Source organism: Rheinheimera baltica (assembly GCF_030731985.1).
GTDB classification, from domain to species: Bacteria; Pseudomonadota; Gammaproteobacteria; order Enterobacterales; family Alteromonadaceae; genus Alishewanella; species Alishewanella baltica.
Window position 1 is genome coordinate 138,153 of record NZ_JAPJDY010000008.1, and the last position, 19,057, is coordinate 157,209.

Sequence of the window (19,057 nt, forward strand, 5' to 3'; positions counted from 1 at the left end):
GGCCAGCTTACACTGTGCCAATTTGCTCCCGGCAAATTGGTCGAACCTTGCGGAGCTTCTCACCCGCCTGCGTCAGTCTGTCCCAGGCTAAAATGAAAAAAACCCGCTAAGGCGTTAGCCGTAGCGGGTTCTTCGTAAATGGTGGACGCAGGAGGATTCGAACCTCCGACCGCTCGGTTCGTAGCCGAGTACTCTATCCAGCTGAGCTATGCGTCCATCTGAAAAACTGGCGGAGAAAGAGGGATTCGAACCCTCGATAGAGTTTCCCCTATACACCCTTAGCAGGGGTGCGCCTTCAGCCACTCGGCCATTTCTCCGCTCTGTGTTGCGGCGTGTATATTAATGTCTCAGGAAAATAAGTCAAACAATTTTTGGTAATCAAAAGTGCGTTTGTCGACCTTTTAAGCAATTCACCGATAATGAGTCATAAAACGTACAAAAACGGCATAAATCATCAGCAAGGCACGAAAGCAAAACGTAATTTAGTTGTCCTCACCATAAGTTGAGCTTGAATCGCCTTTTTCAGCTTGGATACGCATATAAATCTCTTCGCGATGCACTGATACTTCTTTTGGTGCGTTAACACCAATACGTACCTGATTTCCCTTTACACCTAACACAGTCACCGTAACTTCATCACCTATCATCAGTGTCTCACCTACACGACGAGTAAGAATTAGCATTCGTTTGCTCCTTTTTCCTTTTATCCAGCGCGGATCACACCGGGACATACACTATAAGCGCCGTATCATAACTCAGCTTCTAAGCCGATTAAAAGTAAAGCGTTTAATTAATTAGCGTTCAAACCCAGCATTTCTGCTAGTTTGCTAACAATAATGTTGCAACATGTCATAGTGGAATGACAAATAGACACCCTTTGCTTCTGATCTGGGCACAACCGTTGACATATCTCCATGCCAAAACTCAGCCTCAGGAACAGTAAAGAAGGACTTTCTTGCCCTTCTTTATCAGCGATTTAAGCAGTTTAGCCCAATTTCTCACTTATAAGATTTTTTGCATCAATAATAACTTGTGCAAGTGCACCGACGTCTGAACCACCCGCCTGCGCCATATCAGGCCGGCCGCCGCCTTTGCCACCCAACTTTTCAGCCGCCCAGCCCACCAGTTGGCCTGCATGTACTTTGCTTGTCAGGTCAGCTGTTACGCCTGCAATTAAACTAATTTTTTCGTCATTTACTGTGGCTAATAAAACCACACCAGAGTTCAGTTTATTTTTCAGCTCATCCAGCATGGTACGCAAGGCCTTAGGCTCCGTTGCCGGTAATTGTGTTACCAACACGGTTGCGCCCGCAATTTGCTCAGCCTGATCTAACAATGACGCACCCGCCTGGCTGGCCAATTTGGCTTTTAGTTGATCAATCTCTTTTTCCAGTGATTTAGTGCGGTCCAGCGCCTGATGCACGCGTTCACCAATACTAAACACATCACCTTTTAAGGCACTGGCAACCGCAAGAGCTTGCTGTTCCATTTGCTGAATATAGGCAACGGCACCAGCACCACTGACGGCTTCTATACGGCGCACACCAGAGGCAATACCGCCTTCAGACACCAGCTTAAACATACCAATATCACCGGTACGATTAACGTGCGTTCCACCACACAACTCGATGGAAAACTCGCCCATACTCAGCACCCGCACTTCATCGTCATACTTTTCGCCGAACAACGCCATTGCACCTGCCGCTTTAGCCTGGTCAATGGGCATTAAACGCGTTTGCAAAGCATTATTTTGCTGGATCTGTTCATTTACCATCTGTTCTATGGTTCGCAGCTCTTCTGGTTTAACCGCTTCAAAGTGGCTAAAGTCAAAGCGTAAACGCTCTGGCCCAACCAAAGAACCTTTTTGCGTAACATGCTCGCCTAGCACTTCACGTAAGGCAGCATGCAGTAAATGTGTTGCAGAGTGATTTTGTTTAATCGCTGCCCGGCGCGCACTATCAATCTGTGCATCAACCTTATCTCCAGTTGCGATGGCTCCCTGGATATAGCCTTTGTGGGCAAAGGCTTTACCTAGCTTAATGGTATCTTGTACTACAAACACTGCGCCGCTTGAAAGCGTCAAGCTGCCGCTATCACCCATCTGACCACCGGATTCAGCGTAAAATGGTGTGCTGTCCAGCACAATCAGAGCCTGTTGGCCATCTGTTAGCGCATTAACCTGCTGACCTTCATGTAGAATTTCCAGCACTTGCGCATTGCCAAACTCATGTTCGTAACCGGTAAATACCGTGTGCTGATTCGATGTTAGCGCGTTATTGTAATCGGCACCAAAATTAGACGCTTGCTGTGCACGTTTACGTTGCTCCGCCATAGCCGTATCAAAACCGGCCTGATCAATGGTTAAATTACGCTCTCGTGCTACGTCATTGGTTAAGTCTACCGGGAAACCATAGGTATCATACAACTTAAACACCAGCTCGCCGGGTAGCTCAGTACCGCTTAATCCCGCTAACGCGTCTTCCAGAATAACCAAACCACGTTCTAAGGTTTTGCCGAACTGCTCTTCTTCTAATTGCAGTATTTTTTCAACTACGGCCTGCTTTTCAGCCAGCTCAGGATAAGCCTCGCCCATCTGTGCCACTAACGCAGCGACCAACTTATAGAAGAAAGCCCCTTTAGCACCCAACTTGTTACCGTGGCGCACTGCGCGACGCACAATGCGGCGCAGCACATAGCCACGACCTTCGTTGGAGGGTTGCACGCCATCGACAATAAGAAAGGCACAGCTACGAATGTGGTCAGCAACCACGCGCAATGATTTATCCGTTAAATCTGTTGCACCGGTAGCCTCTGCCGCCGCTTTAATAAGTGCTACAAAAGTATCTATTTCATAGTTGCTGTGTACATGCTGCAAAATTGCCGCAATACGCTCCAGCCCCATGCCTGTGTCTACGCTGGGTTTAGGTAGCGGTTCCATCCGGCCATCACTGTGGCGGTTAAACTGCATAAACACGATGTTCCAGATCTCAATATAGCGATCGCCATCTTCTTCTGGTGAACCTGGCGGGCCGCCCCAAATATGCTCACCATGGTCGTAGAAAATCTCAGAACAAGGACCGCATGGCCCGGTGTCACCCATGGCCCAAAAGTTATCAGACGCATAGGGCGCACCTTTATTGTCGCCAATACGGATAATACGCTCAGCCGGTACACCTATGTCTTTTAGCCAAATATCGTAAGCTTCATCGTCAGTTTCATAAACGGTAACCCAAAGCTTGTCTTTGGGCAGCTTAACCACTGCGGTTAAAAACTCCCAGGCATAGGCAATAGCATCATGCTTAAAGTAATCACCAAAACTAAAGTTACCCAACATCTCAAAAAAAGTATGGTGACGCGCGGTATAACCCACGTTTTCCAGGTCGTTATGTTTACCGCCAGCCCGCACACAACGTTGTGCAGAAACAGCCCGACTGTAGTTTCGTAAATCCTGGCCAAGGAACACATCTTTAAACTGCACCATACCCGCGTTAGTAAACAGTAACGTGGCATCGTTGCCAGGAATAAGTGAGCTACTAGATACTATCTGATGCTGCTTACTGGCAAAAAAATCTAAAAAGGCACGCCTGATGTTGGCCGATGTCATTGTCATGGAAAAATCCTGTTCGCTTGGGTTTTACTCTAAATGATTAATAGCAAATTGAATCTGCTCGCTGCTAAAACCACGGCGCTGTAAATACGCCATACGTTTTAACTTGTCTTTGTATTCTGTTATTGCACTTTGGCCATATTTTTTCTGATAAAGCAGCAAAGCCTGTTGAAACCAGTCTACATCCAGCTGAGCAACAACTTCTAGTACCTGCTCACGGCTGATATTCTGCTGGCGGCATTCCTGCACAATATAGTTAAGGCCATAACCTTTGTTTATTCTGCTGCGTAACAACATACTGATAAAACGCTGCTGGTTAAGATAATCTTCGTTTTTGCACCAGCCAATAACCTGAGCAATATCAGCAGGCTCTCCCCCCTGACGCGCTAAACGTTGACTCAATTGCGCCTCGCTATAATCACGCCGGCTTAACCAATTTAGCGCCATCCGTTTAAGCTCTGCGATATCAGCCAAGGTTATATTTCCAATACGCCATCATCAGTAGCTTTTACTTGCAAAGCAAAAAATTCATTAAACGATAAAAAGAACGCGATATTCAGCACCGGTACAACCAGCAGTAAACCGATAAATAGCGTTGGCATGGTAAGCATTATCAGCAACAGACTCAAGAGGCCAAAGACGACCAACGGCACTATATTGCGCCAGCAAGCAATAAAGCTGGCCTTAATAATTGCCAATATGCGGTATTCTTTTAAAAAGTAAGCTATAGCAACGGCATAAGCAAAAACCATCCAACTGACTAAAAAACTTACCACAAAAAGCATCAACATTAATGCATCAACACTTTGCTGTGCCTCGTGCTGTTGCATCAGTGTCATCGCTAAACTACTTAACGGTATAGACGCTAATACATTTAGCGCTGCGATGCGTAAGAATACGGCTCTACAGTCACTCTCGCTTAGCGGCTTGAATAGATCAGTGAACGTAATGGGCTGCTTTTGTTGTAGCATCACCACACTTTTATAGACACCCGCCGTAAGAAACGGGTTTAACAAAATGCTTATGACGGCTGCTAAAGGGTGCAGCTGTCCCACTAATGCAATAGCGCCAATGGTAATAAACATCAGCAGCCATGTCATAGGGGCCTGCATAAAAATGACCCAGCTTTGCTTTAACCAGCTTATCGCGGCCAAAGTGGGCGCGCGCTTTACAATAAGTTTCACCCGGAACTGCTTATCCACATGCTCTCCAACGTTCAAAATCTTGGCTATCATAGTTTTGATGCAACGCCACCATGATACTGTAAATTAGCCTAAATTAAGAGCGTAGAATCAGAATAACGCTATGTTCGGAATAGGTTAACGGGTTATATATCAGAAAACAGTTCGGCCAGTACGGCACGGCCAGCATCAGTTTGTTTTAATTGCCAAATAATAAAGCGGCTGTCGACATGCACCGCACGGCTAAGCGCTTCATCATAGTGCCAATCTGCAAGCAAGTTTTCTTCTACACCACAAAAGAGCAGCCCAACGACTTCGCCTTTTGTATTAAACGTGGGGGCGCCGCCATAATCCGTACCACTGTCGATACTGCTAAGAAAATTTACCGGAGTTAATTTATCAGCGGCATGTTCTGCCAACACAGGTTGGGTGTTATTAACACTGCGGCTAAGCTTTAGCATACCTTGCAAGGTACTAAATGGCTGAAACCACACTGCGTCAACGGGTTGATAGCCACTTACCCTTCCAACGCTAAAACGCAACATACCATTTGCCTCAGCATAAGTGGCTTTGGCTTGCGCATCATTATAGGCCATCAGCACTTCCATAAATTCAGCGCGGGCATTATCTAATGCTGTTTTTAACTGTCGGCGCTCAGCATTAAGCTGTGTCACCGTGTCATACATGGCGACGGAAAAGCTAATTAACGGATCTGAACTTTGCTGGAACTGTTCAGCATTACGCTGCAACCATTGCAACCGCTGATTAGCATCGGTCAAACTCGTCCCCCGATACATAGCTGACAGTTTATGCCGCACAATTTCACGATTAAACCCATCATTGAGCGCAAAATACTGATCTAATGCCACTAGTCTTTGCCCCTGCGGCAACTTAGCGTATTGTTCCAAAAAATGCAGCGCCAGCTCTAAATCAACTCTGGCATCAAACCGCAGGTCAAACTGCTGCATTCGGCTTTTTAATAACGCAGCCTTCGTTGGATTTGGCTGCAAGGCGTGTTGATATAATTGATTAGCTAAAGCAGGTAACTGCGCATACTTCAGGTAATCCAACACCAGATCGCGCAGCGCTACGCGTTGTTGTTGCAGTAATAACCTATCCAAAGTAGCCAGTACAGGAGCATATAATTGTTGTCGAACAGCACTACTATTAATCCATTCCAGCACAGCCTGTTGCCGCTGCTGTTTGCCTGATAATAAGCCGCTACGCTGATAATGCGACAGCATATCGCTTAGTTTTTCAGCTTCGCTTGTCAAGTCAGTTAACGTATTGTTGTATTGTTCAGCTCTAACTGAACCGGCTGGAGCCAGTTGCTTTAACAGCCGAGTCGCTTGCTGCAAATATTCAATCGAACGGGGGAAAAGCTGCTCAAAGTTGAACTGAATCTCTGTCGCGGTAGCATAGCGTCGGCTATGTACAGAAAAGCTCGGTGATATTACCAACTCATCATCGGTAACGCCCTGTTGCGACAATCGTGCAAAAGCAGAACGATAAGGCGTATTGTCTTTTGCATATGCCACCCCATCGTTATTAGCACTATCATAAGCACGCAATATTACAAAGTCCGCACCATAACGTGGCCAGCGCTGATCGGCATCAGCTGTTGACAGTGGTGGTCGATATACCAAGCGCACGTCACGTAAGGTTTTATACTGCAGTAAATAGAATTCCAGGCCATGGTGCAGAGTCTTCAGCTCGCATGATAACTGCGAACGCTGTTCACAATCCGCTTGCAGCTGTTGTTTTATTTGCTCAAATTTAATACTACGTTGATACGCCGAAGACTCGCCACTGAGTTGACGGTTAATGGTCGTGGTGACATCCAAAGTTTGCTGCAGCATTCTAAACTGCAAGCCGGGCACCGGCATTTCTGGGGCTACACTTGCAACAGACAATTCCTGCAGATAAGAGGCAACACAGTTCGCGTTGGTAATTAACAACCCGGCTTTGGATATAAAGGCAGCACTGCAATTATCAATTCGACCGCTAACCTGTTGTAGCTGAGTTAACGGTAATGTTTGCCCCTTGTAGCGTTGCAGTACGGGGCTATCAGCAGTAAGTTGGCTTGGCAGCCAAAATCCTTCAGCGGCACTACCTTTTGGGGGTAACAGCAGTAAGGCAAGCATACTGCAGCAAATAATTTTCATCATAACAACATGTGGCTGACTTATAACGCGATGACGCTATCATATTCTCACGCTGTATCCTTTGTCGTTGCGGCAAGACGCTGGAATTTGCGGTAACTGTAACGCAAACAAGAAAAAGCTTTAGCAATGCTTGATCTATAACTGAGTAACCGCATAATACAGCGATTAGAAACTTCGGGTGTGGTTATGGAAAATTTTATTGAAAAACTGATGTATTCAGCACGTTGGATCATGGCGCCAATTTATCTGGGTTTAAGCTTGGCACTTTTCGCGCTGGGTATTAAGTTTTTCCAGGAAATATTCCACATTATACCCACCATTTTGACTATGAAAGAGGTAGAGTTAATCTTAGTCGTGCTGTCACTTATTGATATTGCTCTGGTAGGCGGGCTTATTGTCATGGTGATGTTTTCCGGCTACGAAAACTTCGTGTCACGGCTTGATTTAGAGGGTAATGACGACAAACTTAGCTGGTTAGGTAAACTGGACTCTTCGTCGTTGAAGAACAAAGTCGCAGCCTCTATCGTGGCTATCTCGTCGATACATTTACTTAAAGTCTTTATGAATACCGAAACCATTGCCAATGACAAAATACAATGGTATTTACTGATACATATAACGTTTGTGTTATCAGCGTTTGCTATGGGCTATCTGGACAAAGTGTTACGCAAATAAAACGCCCACCCGAATGACACGCTGACGGGTGTACAAGCAAAGATAGCTGTGCAAACAGGGAGGTTGTGCATAGTGAAGGTTTTAAAACAATTAATCTGGCTTTGCTGTGCCTTGGTGCTGATATTTAGCCAGACAGCAAATGCACAGCAATATGGCACACCACTGCTAAGCAACTTCAAGCCAAAAGATTACAATGGCGGCACGCAAAACTGGGCCATAATTCAAGATCAGCGCGGCGTGCTTTACGTTGGCAACAATGTCGGCGTGCTTGAGCATGATGGTGCTAGCTGGCGGATGATCCCCACTCACAATAAAGCAGTAGTCCGGTCATTGGCCTTAGCGGCAGATGGCAAAGTTTATGTTGGGTCAAAAGGCGAACTTGGCTATCTGGATACCCAAGCTGCAGGTGGAACGCAGTACGTATCGCTATTAGACCGTATTGCGCCAGAATACCGCAATTTTCAGGATGTGCGCCAAACCTTCACCACCCCCGACGGCGTTTATTTCGTTAGCCGTAACTATATCTTTTTTATCTCGCCACAACAGGTCAGCGTTTGGGCCTCTGAAAATGGTTTTCTCAAAGCATTTTATTTACAGCAGCGCTTACTTGTCAGAGAGGAAGGCCGTGGCTTACTGCAATTGGTGCAAGGTGAATTTAGCCCTGTGCCCGGTGCAGAACAGTTTAGTGATACCAGCATTTTTATGCTCGAATCCTTTGATGAAAATACGCTGCTTGCGGGTAGCCGCGAAGGCGAGCTGTTTTTGCTTCGCAGCACCGGTACTGAACGCTGGCACACCGACATTGACGCACAGCTTCAACAAGCGTCACTTTACAGTGGTTTACGGCTAAAAAACGGCGACTTTGCCCTTGGCACTACAAATGCCGGTTTATATATTCTGACCGCTGATGGCAAACTAAAAAGCCACCTTACTACCGAGCTTGGTCTGGTAGACCAGAATATCCGTGCGCTGTATCAAGACCATCAGCAAGGTTTATGGTTGGCGCTGGATCATGGTTTAAGCCGCATAGATTTGTCCGCAGCTATCTCCTATTACAACAGCACCAGTGGTTTGCAAGGCAATGTGCTGTCGTTGTACCAGCATCAAAACACCTTATATGCCGGCACCAGCCTGGGCTTATTTCGTAAAAATGCGCAGAACCGTTTTGAGGCAGTTGAGCAAGCACAAAAGCAAACCTGGGATTTTATTAGCTATAACGAGCAACTCCTTATCGCTAATGGTAAAGGCGTCTACGCTAAAACCGGAACTGAACTGAAGCTAATACGTGCGTCAGAACTGGCCAGCAAAGTACTGTATCAATCAAGGTTAGACCCACAACGCATCTACATTGGCCTGCAAAATGGTCTGGCTAGCATGCGCTATGAGCAAGGAGAATGGCGAGATGAAGGCCGGGTGCCGGGCGTCAGTGGTAATCTTAACAGCATACTAGAGTCCGCCGACGGCGAACTCTGGCTGGGCACTCTGGCCCATGGTGTGTATAGGCTTCAATTACCCCCAAATTGGCAAGGCGGCAATTCCGCCTCGTTCACCGTTTCACATTTTAGTAAGACCGATGGCTTACCCAGTAATAACCGCAACGCTGTGCACTGGTATAAAAACGCATTATTAATTGCAACGGTTGCCGGTTTTTACCGCTTTGACCCGCCAAGCCAGCAATTTTTTCTGGACCCACAGTTAGCTGCAGCATTTAGCGCTACCCAGCCTTGGGTTCGCTATCCGCAAGCTGACAAAAATAATAATTTGTGGTTACTTACCTGGGACAATGATACTGGCCGGCGTCAGGCAGGCGTGCTGTTTGCTGACAGTGAAGGCCTGTATCGCTGGCAAGCTTCTGCCCTACTGCCGTTGCAGGATATCCCGCTAGACACCTTATTGATTGATGCACAAAACGTGATTTGGTTTGGCGGTGCTGAGGGGCTATTCCGCTTTGCGCTGGATGAACATCGCAATATGCCACCTAAACCGCCTTTACTTCGCCAACTAAGAACACTTGATGGCAGCACATTTTACCACGGAGGGGCTTTACCTAAACAACTCAAGCTTAACGCCAACAGCAATGCACTGCGCTTTGAATATGCCAGCCCCAATTTTAGCCACTTATTTCAGCCGCAGTTTCAGCTCAAACTGCAAGGGCATGATAAAGCCTGGTCTGGTTGGAGTAACGAATTGTACCGCGATTACACCAACCTTGCGCCAGGGGACTATCATTTTATGGTGCGCAGTCGCGACCATCAGGGAAATTTGCAACTCTCTGAAGAGTTAAGTTTTCATATTGCTGCGCCCTGGTATGCCAGCACAGTCGCCTGGATTGGGTACATAACATTTGCGCTACTCATTATGTATTTTTTGCTGAAATGGCGCACCTATCATCTGTTACAGGAAAAACACCAACTCACCCGCCAGGTAGAAGAACGCACGGCCCACTTACAACAAACCATGATGCAACTGCAACAAGCCAAGCAAAGTGCCGAAACCGCAGCGCAGGCAAAAAGTGACTTTTTGGCCAACATGAGCCACGAACTGCGCACACCACTTAATGCAGTATTAGGCTTTTCTGAATTGGCACAACTCAACGAAGACCCAACGACACAGCAAAGTTACATTACCAAGATACGCGGCGCTGGAAAAATGTTACTCAGCATTATTAATGACATTTTAGATTTTTCTAAAATTGAAGCCGGCAAGCTGGAGTTAGAACAGGCTGCTTTTAGTCTGCGCGATACAGTGGCACAGGTCAGTGACATGTTTAGCGAACACATTAAGCAAAAAAGCTTACAATTCAGCCTGTATTTGGACGAGCAAATACCCGATCAGCTGCAAGGCGATGCACTTCGCCTGTCTCAAATACTAATTAACCTGATAAGTAATGCCATTAAGTTTACTGAGCAAGGTGATATTAGCCTGAGTATTAACGCGCAGCTCAACCAATCAGGCTGGCAGTTGCATTTTGCCGTGCGTGACACCGGTATCGGTATTAGCGAAAGCCAGCAAAAGCTCTTGTTTACTGCATTTAATCAAGCGGATAGTTCAATTAGTCGCAAGTATGGCGGCACGGGGCTGGGCCTGACAATTTGCCAGCGGCTGGTAACATTGATGGGAGGCCAGCTGGCTGTGAGTAGCTCACCCGCCAAAGGCAGTACGTTCAGTTTTAGTCTGGAATTTGCTGAAGCGGCAAATATAACCTTAAGCGCCGTTGAGCCAACAACACTGCAAACACTCCAGCCAAGCAACGCGGCTACAGTAGCACAACACACCATTTTGTTAGTTGAAGACAACTATTTTAATCAGGCGTTGGCGAAGATAATTTTGCATAAGCTGGGCTACAACATTATCACTGCCACCCATGGTGAACAGGCTCTGGAGTGCCTCGCAGTACACACGATTTCCCTTGTTTTGATGGATATAGAAATGCCCGGCATTGACGGCTACGAAACCACCAGACAACTTCGTCGCTTGCCAGGCTTAGACCTTCTACCGGTTATTGCTATGACAGCACACAGCGCCGATATCACCCGTCAAAACGCCGCACAAGCTGGCATGAATGATCTGTTAATGAAGCCTATCGATATCACTACAATGGCGCAATTACTCGACAAGTGGTTGCAATGAAAAACAAAGCAGGCCAGCAGATATGAGCGCGCGCTTTACCTGTGCTGTAACACAGCTAAAATAACGCGCCTTGCCGTATCAGCGTATATTGGGCGCCAGCCAGCTTTCTGCTTCTTCCTTGCTCCAACCTTTTTTCGCGGCATAGTCGATTAATTGATCATCACCTATTTTACTCACGGCAAAATATTTGCTGTCAGGATGGCCAAAGTACCAACCGCTAACCGCAGCGCCTGGCCACATGGCGTAGCTTTCGGTCAGTACAATACCGGTTTGCGCTTCAACATCCAGCAACTGCCACAAGGTGCCTTTTTCAGTGTGCTCCGGACACGCCGGATAACCGGGTGCCGGGCGAATCCCCTGATACAACTCACGAATAAGCTGCTCGTTATCAAGCGTCTCGCCTGCGGCATAGCCCCAGTATTCGCGCCGCACTTTTAAATGCAGGTATTCGGCTAAAGCCTCAGCTAAACGGTCGGCCAGTGCTTTAACCATAATGCTGTTGTAATCGTCGTGCTCAACAGCAAATTTAGCCGCAAATTCGTCAGCACCAAAACCGGTACTTACGGCAAAACCGCCAATATAATCTTTAACCCCGCTGCCCACCGGGGCGATAAAATCGGCCAGGCTGCAATTGGGCGCATTATTGCGCAGCTGCAACTGTTGGCGCAGGTTATATAAGCGAACTTTTTCGGTGCTGCGGCTTTCGTCGGTGTAAACCACAATATCTTCACCGTCACTATTAGCCGGAAATAAACCAAATACGGCCTTACCTTTTACATGCCCCTCATTAATCATGGTGTCCAGAATGGCATTAGCGTCTTTAAACACTCTACGCGCTTCCATGCCCACTTCAGCATGGTTAAGTATGGCCGGGTATTTACCGGATAACTGCCAGGTTAAAAAGAATGGTGTCCAGTCGATATAATCGCGTAACACGTTAAGATCAACGTCCTGCCATAGTTGCACACCTAACTGTTTTGGTGCCGGCGCCACCTTACTTAAATCAAGCTGAAACTTATTCGCTTTAGCTTCATTTAAACTAAGCAGCTTTTCACCGGGGCGCGAGCGGGCATGTTGTTCGCGCGCCACGACATATTCGTTTTTAATCCGGCTTAAATAATCCGCTTTGCTGTCCGGTGTTATAAGTGACTGCACCACCGACACACTGCGCGAGGCATTCGGCACATACACCACGCCATTGGCGTAATTCGGCTCTATTTTCACGGCAGTATGGGCTTTAGACGTAGTAGCACCGCCAATCAGCAGCGGTTGGGTAAAACCTAAGCGGGTCATTTCTTTGGCAACATGCACCATTTCATCCAGCGACGGTGTAATAAGGCCAGATAAACCAATGACATCAACATCGCGTTCTTTCGCCACGCGCAACAGCTCAGCACAGGGCACCATAACGCCAAGGTCGATAACCTCAAAGTTATTACATTGCAGCACCACACCAACAATATTTTTGCCGATATCGTGCACATCGCCTTTTACTGTGGCCAACAGCACCTTGCCCTGCGCCCGACCGCCCTCTTTTTCCAGCTCAATATACGGCTGCAAATAGGCCACGGCTTTTTTCATTACCCGGGCTGATTTAACCACTTGCGGCAAAAACATTTTGCCTTCGCCAAACAAGTCCCCCACTACGTTCATGCCGTCCATTAACGGCCCTTCTATGACGTGCAGCGGTTTTTCGGCTTGTTGACGCGCCTCTTCAGTATCAATATCAATAAAGTCGGTAATACCTTTTACCAGCGCATGCTCAAGCCGCTTATTTACCGGTAAACTGCGCCAGGCATCATCCACTTTTTCAGCCACGCTGCCATCGCCTTTAAACTGGGCGGCAATCTCTAGCAACCTTTCGGTAGCATCGTCACGGCGGTTTAAAATAACGTCTTCCACCCGCTCTTTCAGCAGTGATGGAATATCGTCATACACGGTAAGCTGGCCGGCGTTAACAATGCCCATATCCATACCGGCGCCGATTGCATGGTATAAAAATACTGAGTGAATGGCTTCACGCACTGCGTCATTACCGCGAAACGAGAAGGACACATTAGACACACCGCCGGATATTTTCGCATGCGGGCATAAACGCTTTATCTCGCGGGTGGCTTCAATAAAGTCGACCGCGTAGTTGTTGTGCTCTTCAATGCCGGTAGCAACAGCAAAGATGTTCGGGTCAAAAATAATATCTTCGGGCGGAAAGCCAATTTGCTCAGTAAGGATTTTATAAGCACGCTGGCAAATTTCGACCTTGCGCACCTTGGTGTCAGCCTGGCCTTTCTCGTCAAACGCCATCACCACCACAGCAGCGCCATAACGCCGTAGCAAACGCGCCTGATGTAAAAACGGCGCTTCGCCTTCTTTTAGCGAAATAGAGTTAACCACCGCCTTGCCCTGAATACATTTTAGCGCAGCTTCGATAACCTCCCACTTCGACGAGTCGACCATAATGGGTACCCGCGAAATATCGGGTTCAGACGCCAGTAACTGCAAGTAGCGCACCATGGCGGCTTTGCTGTCGAGCATCGCCTCATCCATGTTGATATCAATAATTTGCGCACCGTTTTCCACTTGCTGGCGTGCTACATCCAGCGCCGCTTCATAGTCGCCGTTTAAAATCAGCTTTTTAAATTTGGCTGAGCCGGTAACATTCGTCCGCTCGCCAACGTTAATAAATCGGGCCTGTTGTCGCATTACCACTCCAGAGAAAAGGCTTCAAGGCCGGCTAAATTAAAACTATGGCCGGGCGCTTTTGGTTGGCGGGCAGGCGCATCTTTTACCGCATCAGCGATGGCTTTTATATGCTCAGGCGTGGTGCCACAGCAGCCACCAACAATATTTAAAAAGCCCTGTTTGGCCCAATCGGCAATTTCTGCAGCCATCTCTGTAGCGCCTAAATCGTATTCGCCAAACTCGTTTGGCAAACCTGCATTGGGGTGCACGGAAACATAAGCTTCTGATACGCCCGACAGCGTTTCGACATAAGGCCGCAGCAAATCTGGTCCAAGTGCGCAGTTAAGGCCAAAACATACCGGCTCAACATGGGCCAGGCTATGATAAAACGCTTCGGTAGTCTGGCCCGACAAGGTACGGCCAGACGCATCGGTAATGGTGCCGGAGATCATCACCGGTAGTTTATAGCCAACTTCGTCAAACACTTTAAGTACGGCAAAAGCCGCAGCTTTCGCATTTAAGGTATCAAAAATGGTTTCCAACATAATAATGTCGGCGCCACCGGCAATTAACGCATGGGTAGATTCGGTGTAAGCGTCTACTAACTCATCAAAACTGACATTACGAAAGCCTGGGTCGTTTACATCAGGTGATATAGACGCGGTGCGGTTAGTTGGCCCTAACACACCGGCGACAAAGCGCGGTTTATCGGGCTCAAGCGCAGTTATCTCATCGCATACTTTACGCGCCAGCGCTGCCGACTCACGGTTAATCCGCGCCGATAAACCTTCCATCTGGTAATCAGCCATGGCAATAGTGGTGGCGTTAAAGCTATTGGTTTCAACAATATCCGCCCCGGCCAACAAATATTGCCGGTGAATATCAGCAATTAAATCCGGTTGCGTCAGCACCAGTAAATCGTTATTGCCTTTAACATCACTGGGCCAATCGGCAAATTCCGCGCCGCGATAATCGGCCTCTTCTAAGCGATGTTGCTGGATCATGGTGCCCATGGCGCCATCAAGAATAAAAATACGTTGAGCGATCAACTGACGAAATTGTTCAGGCGTTAATCTTGCTGTCATAGAATACTCTTTACCTTAAGCCGTCTGGCCTATCTGGCCCAAATCAAATGGGGTAGCCTGATAAACATAATAGTTTAACCAATTACTAAACAGTAAAAAGGCATGGCTCTGCCATAACTTTTGTGGTCCCTGTAAGGGGTCATTGTTACGGTAATAATTTTCCGGCAATTTTGCCGATACGCCTGCGGCGACATCACGTTGATATTCGTCATCAAGCGTTGTTAAGTCGTATTCCGGGTGACCAGTAACAAATACCCGGCTACCACTGCTGTTTTGCAATAAATAGGCGCCGGTCGCATCCGCTTCCGCCAGAATATGTAAATCATCGTGTTGCTGGTATTTCTGTTTTGGCACCTGCGCATAACGTGAATGGGGCACTAAAAAGGCATCATCAAAACCGCGAACTAACGGACACAGTGGCTGCACAACATCTTGCCAATACACACCGGAAAGTTTCTCGCCGCGTATTTCACGCTGTAAACCGTAGTACTGATACAGCGCGGCATGTGCAGCCCAACATAAGAACAACGTTGAGGTAACGTGTTTATCTGCCCAGCGCAGAATATCGCCAAATTGATCCCAGTAACTCACGTCTTCATAGTCCACCAGCCCCAACGGCGCGCCGGTAATAATCAGGCCGTCGTACTTTTGCTGCTGCACGTCTGAAAAATAGCGGTAAAAGCAATTTAAATGGCTCGGTGGCGTATTTTTACTCACGTGATCATCAATACGTACCAAATCGACATCTACTTGTAATGGGCTGTTAGCCAATAAACGTAGCAACTGAATTTCAGTGGCAATTTTATTTGGCATCAGGTTGAGAATGGCAATTTTCAGCGGCCGTATATCCTGCGACTGCGCCCGACTCTCGGTCATTACGAAGACATTTTCTGCCGACAGCGCTTCTACCGCCGGCAACTGATCGATCACTTTAATAGGCATAGCCAAACCCCATTAGCACACATAGCCGCTACTTTGCGCAAAACCGACGGCAAAGTCAACTTCTATACGTTTAGATGGCCAAATAAAGAGACTTTCAGATCGTTCAAGAAAGAGATAAATGGACAGTTTTGTCTTACAGCCATGCTGGCAATTCACCTGCTAGCAGCTAGGCTTAGCAGGCGCCTAACTTATATATTCTTTTTAACATGCCAGACAAAATTAGCTCCCACCCTTTGCAGAACCTGGGTTTTTACCTGCTGTTGAGCCTTAGCAGCAGCGTTATAGGTATTACCATCTTGGCATATATGTGGTTTCAGGCCGCCCCAAAGGTCGAGGCAACTGAACATCAGTTAACACACATGAACATGGATCGCGATAACTGGATAGCCAAGCTGGCACAGACAACTAAAGACGATGTACCGCACTGCGCGTATGTTGCAACCGGCGTGTTTTTGCAATCGCTGAGCTTTCATTCACTTAACGATGTGCATATCAGCGGCTATATCTGGCAAAAAGTCCCCATAGCGCCCGATTGCCCGCTGCAGGCCAAAGCCGGTTTTTACTTTCCAGATGCAATAGAGGGTAGCGCGCAGCTGAATGACGTTAATCAAAAGGTGCAGGACGATGAAACCCTGACAGCGTGGTTTTTTGAAACCACCCTGCGCCAGCAATTTGATTACAGCCAGTACCCTCTGGATCAGCAAACGGTAAAGCTGCGCATTTTATCTGATGATTTTGATGGTAAAACGATTCTGATCCCCGATTTCAACGCTTATAACGACTCCGGCATGGCAAACATCTATGGCGTCCAGCGCGATATTGTTCTGAGTGACTGGTTGATAGCTGCAACCTTTTTCGATGTTAAAACCGCCAGCTACCACAGCAATTTTGGTTACCCCACCGCCACTGCTGCACAAAGCCCGGAACTGCATTTTAACCTGGTACTAAAGCGCAATAATGCCTTTGTGGTTAACGTTCTGCCGGCATTAGCCGTCGCAGTGCTGTTATTTGCCGTGTTATTAACCATAAGCCGTAAGCCCAGCAATCTGGCGTTTAACAGCTTTTCTATTAAGTTGGTTATCGGTTTCATATCGGCACTGTGTGTTGTGGTGGTGTTATTACAGCTTAATACCCGTGCTAAGTTTCCAGCGCAGAGCATTGTCTACATCGAGTATTTTTATCTGCTACTGTATATCGCAATGATCGTAGTATTGCTGTGCAGTGTTGTCGTTAAAGCGCCGCTAAACGTGCAGCGTAAACTGGCACCGTATAACATTTTGCTACCAAAACTACTTTACTGGCCCAGCCTGCTGCTAGTAATGGTAATAATTAGCTTCCTGGCGTTGTTTTAAGAAGAAGTGTTTACAAGGTTTGGTATTATGCGAAATGCCATATTAAAGGGTAAAGCTTGCCTAAATTAAAACTAGGTTGCTTTGCATGCCAGATATCATTCTTAAGGGTAATATGAAAAAAATAGCCTATCTACTTAGCGTTTTCGCTGTACTGATTTTTACGTCGCTTCAGGTTGCAGCTACTGCGGACGATAGCCAAATTATTGAGTACCACGGGCTTGATCTGTCGCACCATAACGGCGAAGTGGATTGGCCAAAGCTCTCTTCAGTGGGGATGCGTTTTGTCTTTATCAAAGCGACTGAAGGCATGGATGACAAAGACCCTAACTTTGATTCGCACTGGCAGAATGCTGAAAAAACAGGCATTGTGCGTGGCGCCTATCATTTTTATGTCACCGAAGATCCGCCAGAGAAACAAGCGCAGTTTTTTATCGATACCGTCAAGCTAAGCAGTGGCGATTTGGTACCTGCAGTAGACATCGAGTTACTGGGCAAAAATACCGCCCCTGATGTGGCAGACAAACTTCAGGTATTTGTTAATATTTTGACCGCGCATTACGGTAAAAAGCCGATTATTTACACCGGCCGCACCTTCTGGAACAAGCATATGACTGACAAGTTTGGCCAGTATCCATTGTGGATTGCGGAGTATGGCGTGGAAAAACCCGTAAGTCCAAAAGGATGGCTGGATTGGCATTTCTGGCAATGGACAGAGCAATCAACGCTTCCCGGGGTGGAGAAAGAAGTTGATCTTAACTATTTCAATAACCGTGATAAAACATTCTCTGATGTATTGTTGCCGTAAACGGGTATAACAACGCTCAAGGCAGCATCGAAAAAGAGCCAGAAAAAAGGGCCTGTGCTAATTAACCTTAAGGCCCCTATTTAGACTTCCTAGTTAGGTCTGTTGTTAACTCCTGTTGGTATGCAGCAAGACATACCCTTTGGACGGCACGTTAACAACCTAACTCCGTTTTTAAACCACCAACCTGCCCTTCAACCGCAGGCTCTTTGTATGACGGCAGTAACGGCATAATATTTAACCCACTGCGGCGTTCTACTTCATTAACCGTAACCTCACGTGGGCAGAAACTGGCAGAGCGGTTAAGGTTTTGCTCCATGATAAATGCAGACGCCTCTACCCACCCGGCGTTATCCGTAATGACCACTTTGAAATAGCCAGACGGGATAGTATGGCCTTCATCAGCTCCCGGCAAAGCCCCAAAGTACCATTCATACAATGGCCCGGTGATTACATAAACGTCCTGGCCGGTGCGAGCCAAATTACGAACGGCAGTTTCCAACTTTACCCAAGCCCCCTGGTTCAGGTTAGCAGACTGTGGTGTGATATTAGAGAGATAATTCGTCATTGCCCAGTAAGCAGTATTACTAAACGCCGCCAAAGGCACCTGATGGCCACGGTCTGTGCTAAGCACTGCAGCCGCATCGGTATAGTCTGCGGGTTCAAGCGTATATGCTGAGTTGATGTTTGGGTCTGCTTTCCACGTCCGGGTCCGGCTGGGTCCATCAATGGTGTTTTTGGTTACTTTGTAAGCCACCCAATTGGCAAACTTAGTGCTGCTGTTGTTGTGTAGCGTGTAAATTGGCCTTTCAATAGTCTGGCCAGATTTACCGGTTGGGCAGTTATAAGCACAATTAGCCGCGTTAGCTGAAGTGCCAAACAGAATAGCTGTAAGCGTAAACGTTATAAAGGTTATCGTTTTCATGATGATGCTCGGGT

The 19,057-nt window shown here is 47.1% G+C and carries 13 protein-coding genes and 2 tRNA genes; 4 read left to right on the forward strand and 11 right to left on the reverse strand.

What is annotated here, in order from left to right; translation table 11 throughout:
- Window positions 1-139: 139 nt before the first annotated feature.
- The 7 genes from ORJ00_RS14295 to ORJ00_RS14325 form a co-directional block, all read right to left on the reverse strand.
- Window positions 140-216 (reverse strand) — tRNA-Arg (locus tag ORJ00_RS14295).
- 11 nt (window positions 217-227) lie between these two features.
- Window positions 228-317, reverse strand: a tRNA-Ser gene (locus ORJ00_RS14300).
- Between the two features lie 165 nt (window positions 318-482).
- A complete protein-coding gene (gene csrA / locus ORJ00_RS14305) occupies window positions 483-683 on the reverse strand; it encodes a carbon storage regulator CsrA (protein WP_027671497.1) in 201 nt (66 codons plus the stop codon).
- A gap of 302 nt (window positions 684-985) precedes the next feature.
- The gene (gene alaS / locus ORJ00_RS14310) at window positions 986-3,604 is read right to left on the reverse strand and encodes an alanine--tRNA ligase (protein ID WP_370304654.1); all 2,619 of its coding nucleotides are present in this window, start codon (window positions 3,602-3,604) and stop codon (window positions 986-988) included.
- A gap of 30 nt (window positions 3,605-3,634) precedes the next feature.
- Window positions 3,635-4,081 (reverse strand): regulatory protein RecX, encoded by a 447-nt coding sequence (locus ORJ00_RS14315; RefSeq protein WP_027671499.1) that lies wholly within the window; start codon window positions 4,079-4,081, stop codon window positions 3,635-3,637.
- A gap of 2 nt (window positions 4,082-4,083) precedes the next feature.
- A complete protein-coding gene (locus tag ORJ00_RS14320; RefSeq protein ID WP_240474887.1) occupies window positions 4,084-4,809 on the reverse strand; it encodes a DUF2189 domain-containing protein in 726 nt (241 codons plus the stop codon).
- Window positions 4,810-4,934: 125 nt separating this feature from the next.
- Complete coding sequence (locus ORJ00_RS14325) at window positions 4,935-6,956, reverse strand: S46 family peptidase (protein WP_306140165.1); 2,022 nt, start codon at window positions 6,954-6,956, stop codon at window positions 4,935-4,937.
- A gap of 183 nt (window positions 6,957-7,139) precedes the next feature.
- Between ORJ00_RS14325 and ORJ00_RS14330 the strand changes: the two genes are divergently transcribed.
- Together ORJ00_RS14330 and ORJ00_RS14335 are read left to right on the forward strand one after the other, a co-directional pair.
- Window positions 7,140-7,628, forward strand: a complete 489-nt coding sequence (locus ORJ00_RS14330) for a TIGR00645 family protein (protein ID WP_027671502.1) — start codon at window positions 7,140-7,142, stop codon at window positions 7,626-7,628.
- A 72-nt stretch (window positions 7,629-7,700) separates the two neighbouring features.
- Window positions 7,701-11,258: a hybrid sensor histidine kinase/response regulator gene (locus ORJ00_RS14335; protein WP_306140166.1), complete on the forward strand. Its 3,558-nt coding sequence runs from the start codon at window positions 7,701-7,703 to the stop codon at window positions 11,256-11,258.
- Between the two features lie 78 nt (window positions 11,259-11,336).
- On the opposite strand, the gene metH is transcribed toward ORJ00_RS14335, so the two are convergent.
- The 3 genes from metH to ORJ00_RS14345 are packed head-to-tail and all read right to left on the reverse strand — an operon-like array spanning window position 11,337 to window position 15,964.
- Window positions 11,337-13,958, reverse strand: coding sequence for a methionine synthase (gene metH / locus ORJ00_RS14340; RefSeq protein WP_370304649.1), 2,622 nt, complete (start codon window positions 13,956-13,958; stop codon window positions 11,337-11,339).
- Window positions 13,958-15,022 carry a homocysteine S-methyltransferase family protein gene (locus ORJ00_RS19035; RefSeq protein WP_370304650.1) on the reverse strand — a complete coding sequence of 355 codons (1,065 nt, stop codon included), beginning with the start codon at window positions 15,020-15,022 and terminating at the stop codon, window positions 13,958-13,960. Before ORJ00_RS19035 ends, metH begins: the two co-directional genes overlap by 1 nt.
- Window positions 15,023-15,037: 15 nt before the next feature.
- The gene (locus ORJ00_RS14345; protein ID WP_027671505.1) at window positions 15,038-15,964 is read right to left on the reverse strand and encodes a homoserine O-succinyltransferase; all 927 of its coding nucleotides are present in this window, start codon (window positions 15,962-15,964) and stop codon (window positions 15,038-15,040) included.
- A gap of 359 nt (window positions 15,965-16,323) precedes the next feature.
- Here ORJ00_RS14345 and ORJ00_RS14350 point away from each other — a divergent pair, with 359 nt between their 5' ends.
- Together ORJ00_RS14350 and ORJ00_RS14355 are read left to right on the forward strand one after the other, a co-directional pair.
- Window positions 16,324-17,316, forward strand: coding sequence for a ligand-gated ion channel (locus ORJ00_RS14350; RefSeq protein WP_306140167.1), 993 nt, complete (start codon window positions 16,324-16,326; stop codon window positions 17,314-17,316).
- A gap of 85 nt (window positions 17,317-17,401) precedes the next feature.
- On the forward strand, window positions 17,402-18,121 hold the full coding sequence (locus tag ORJ00_RS14355; RefSeq protein WP_306140168.1) for a glycoside hydrolase family 25 protein: 720 nt from the start codon (window positions 17,402-17,404) through the stop codon (window positions 18,119-18,121).
- 151 nt (window positions 18,122-18,272) lie between these two features.
- On the opposite strand, the gene ORJ00_RS14360 is transcribed toward ORJ00_RS14355, so the two are convergent.
- Window positions 18,273-19,043 (reverse strand): DNA/RNA non-specific endonuclease, encoded by a 771-nt coding sequence (locus ORJ00_RS14360; protein ID WP_306140169.1) that lies wholly within the window; start codon window positions 19,041-19,043, stop codon window positions 18,273-18,275.
- Window positions 19,044-19,057 lie beyond the last annotated feature (14 nt).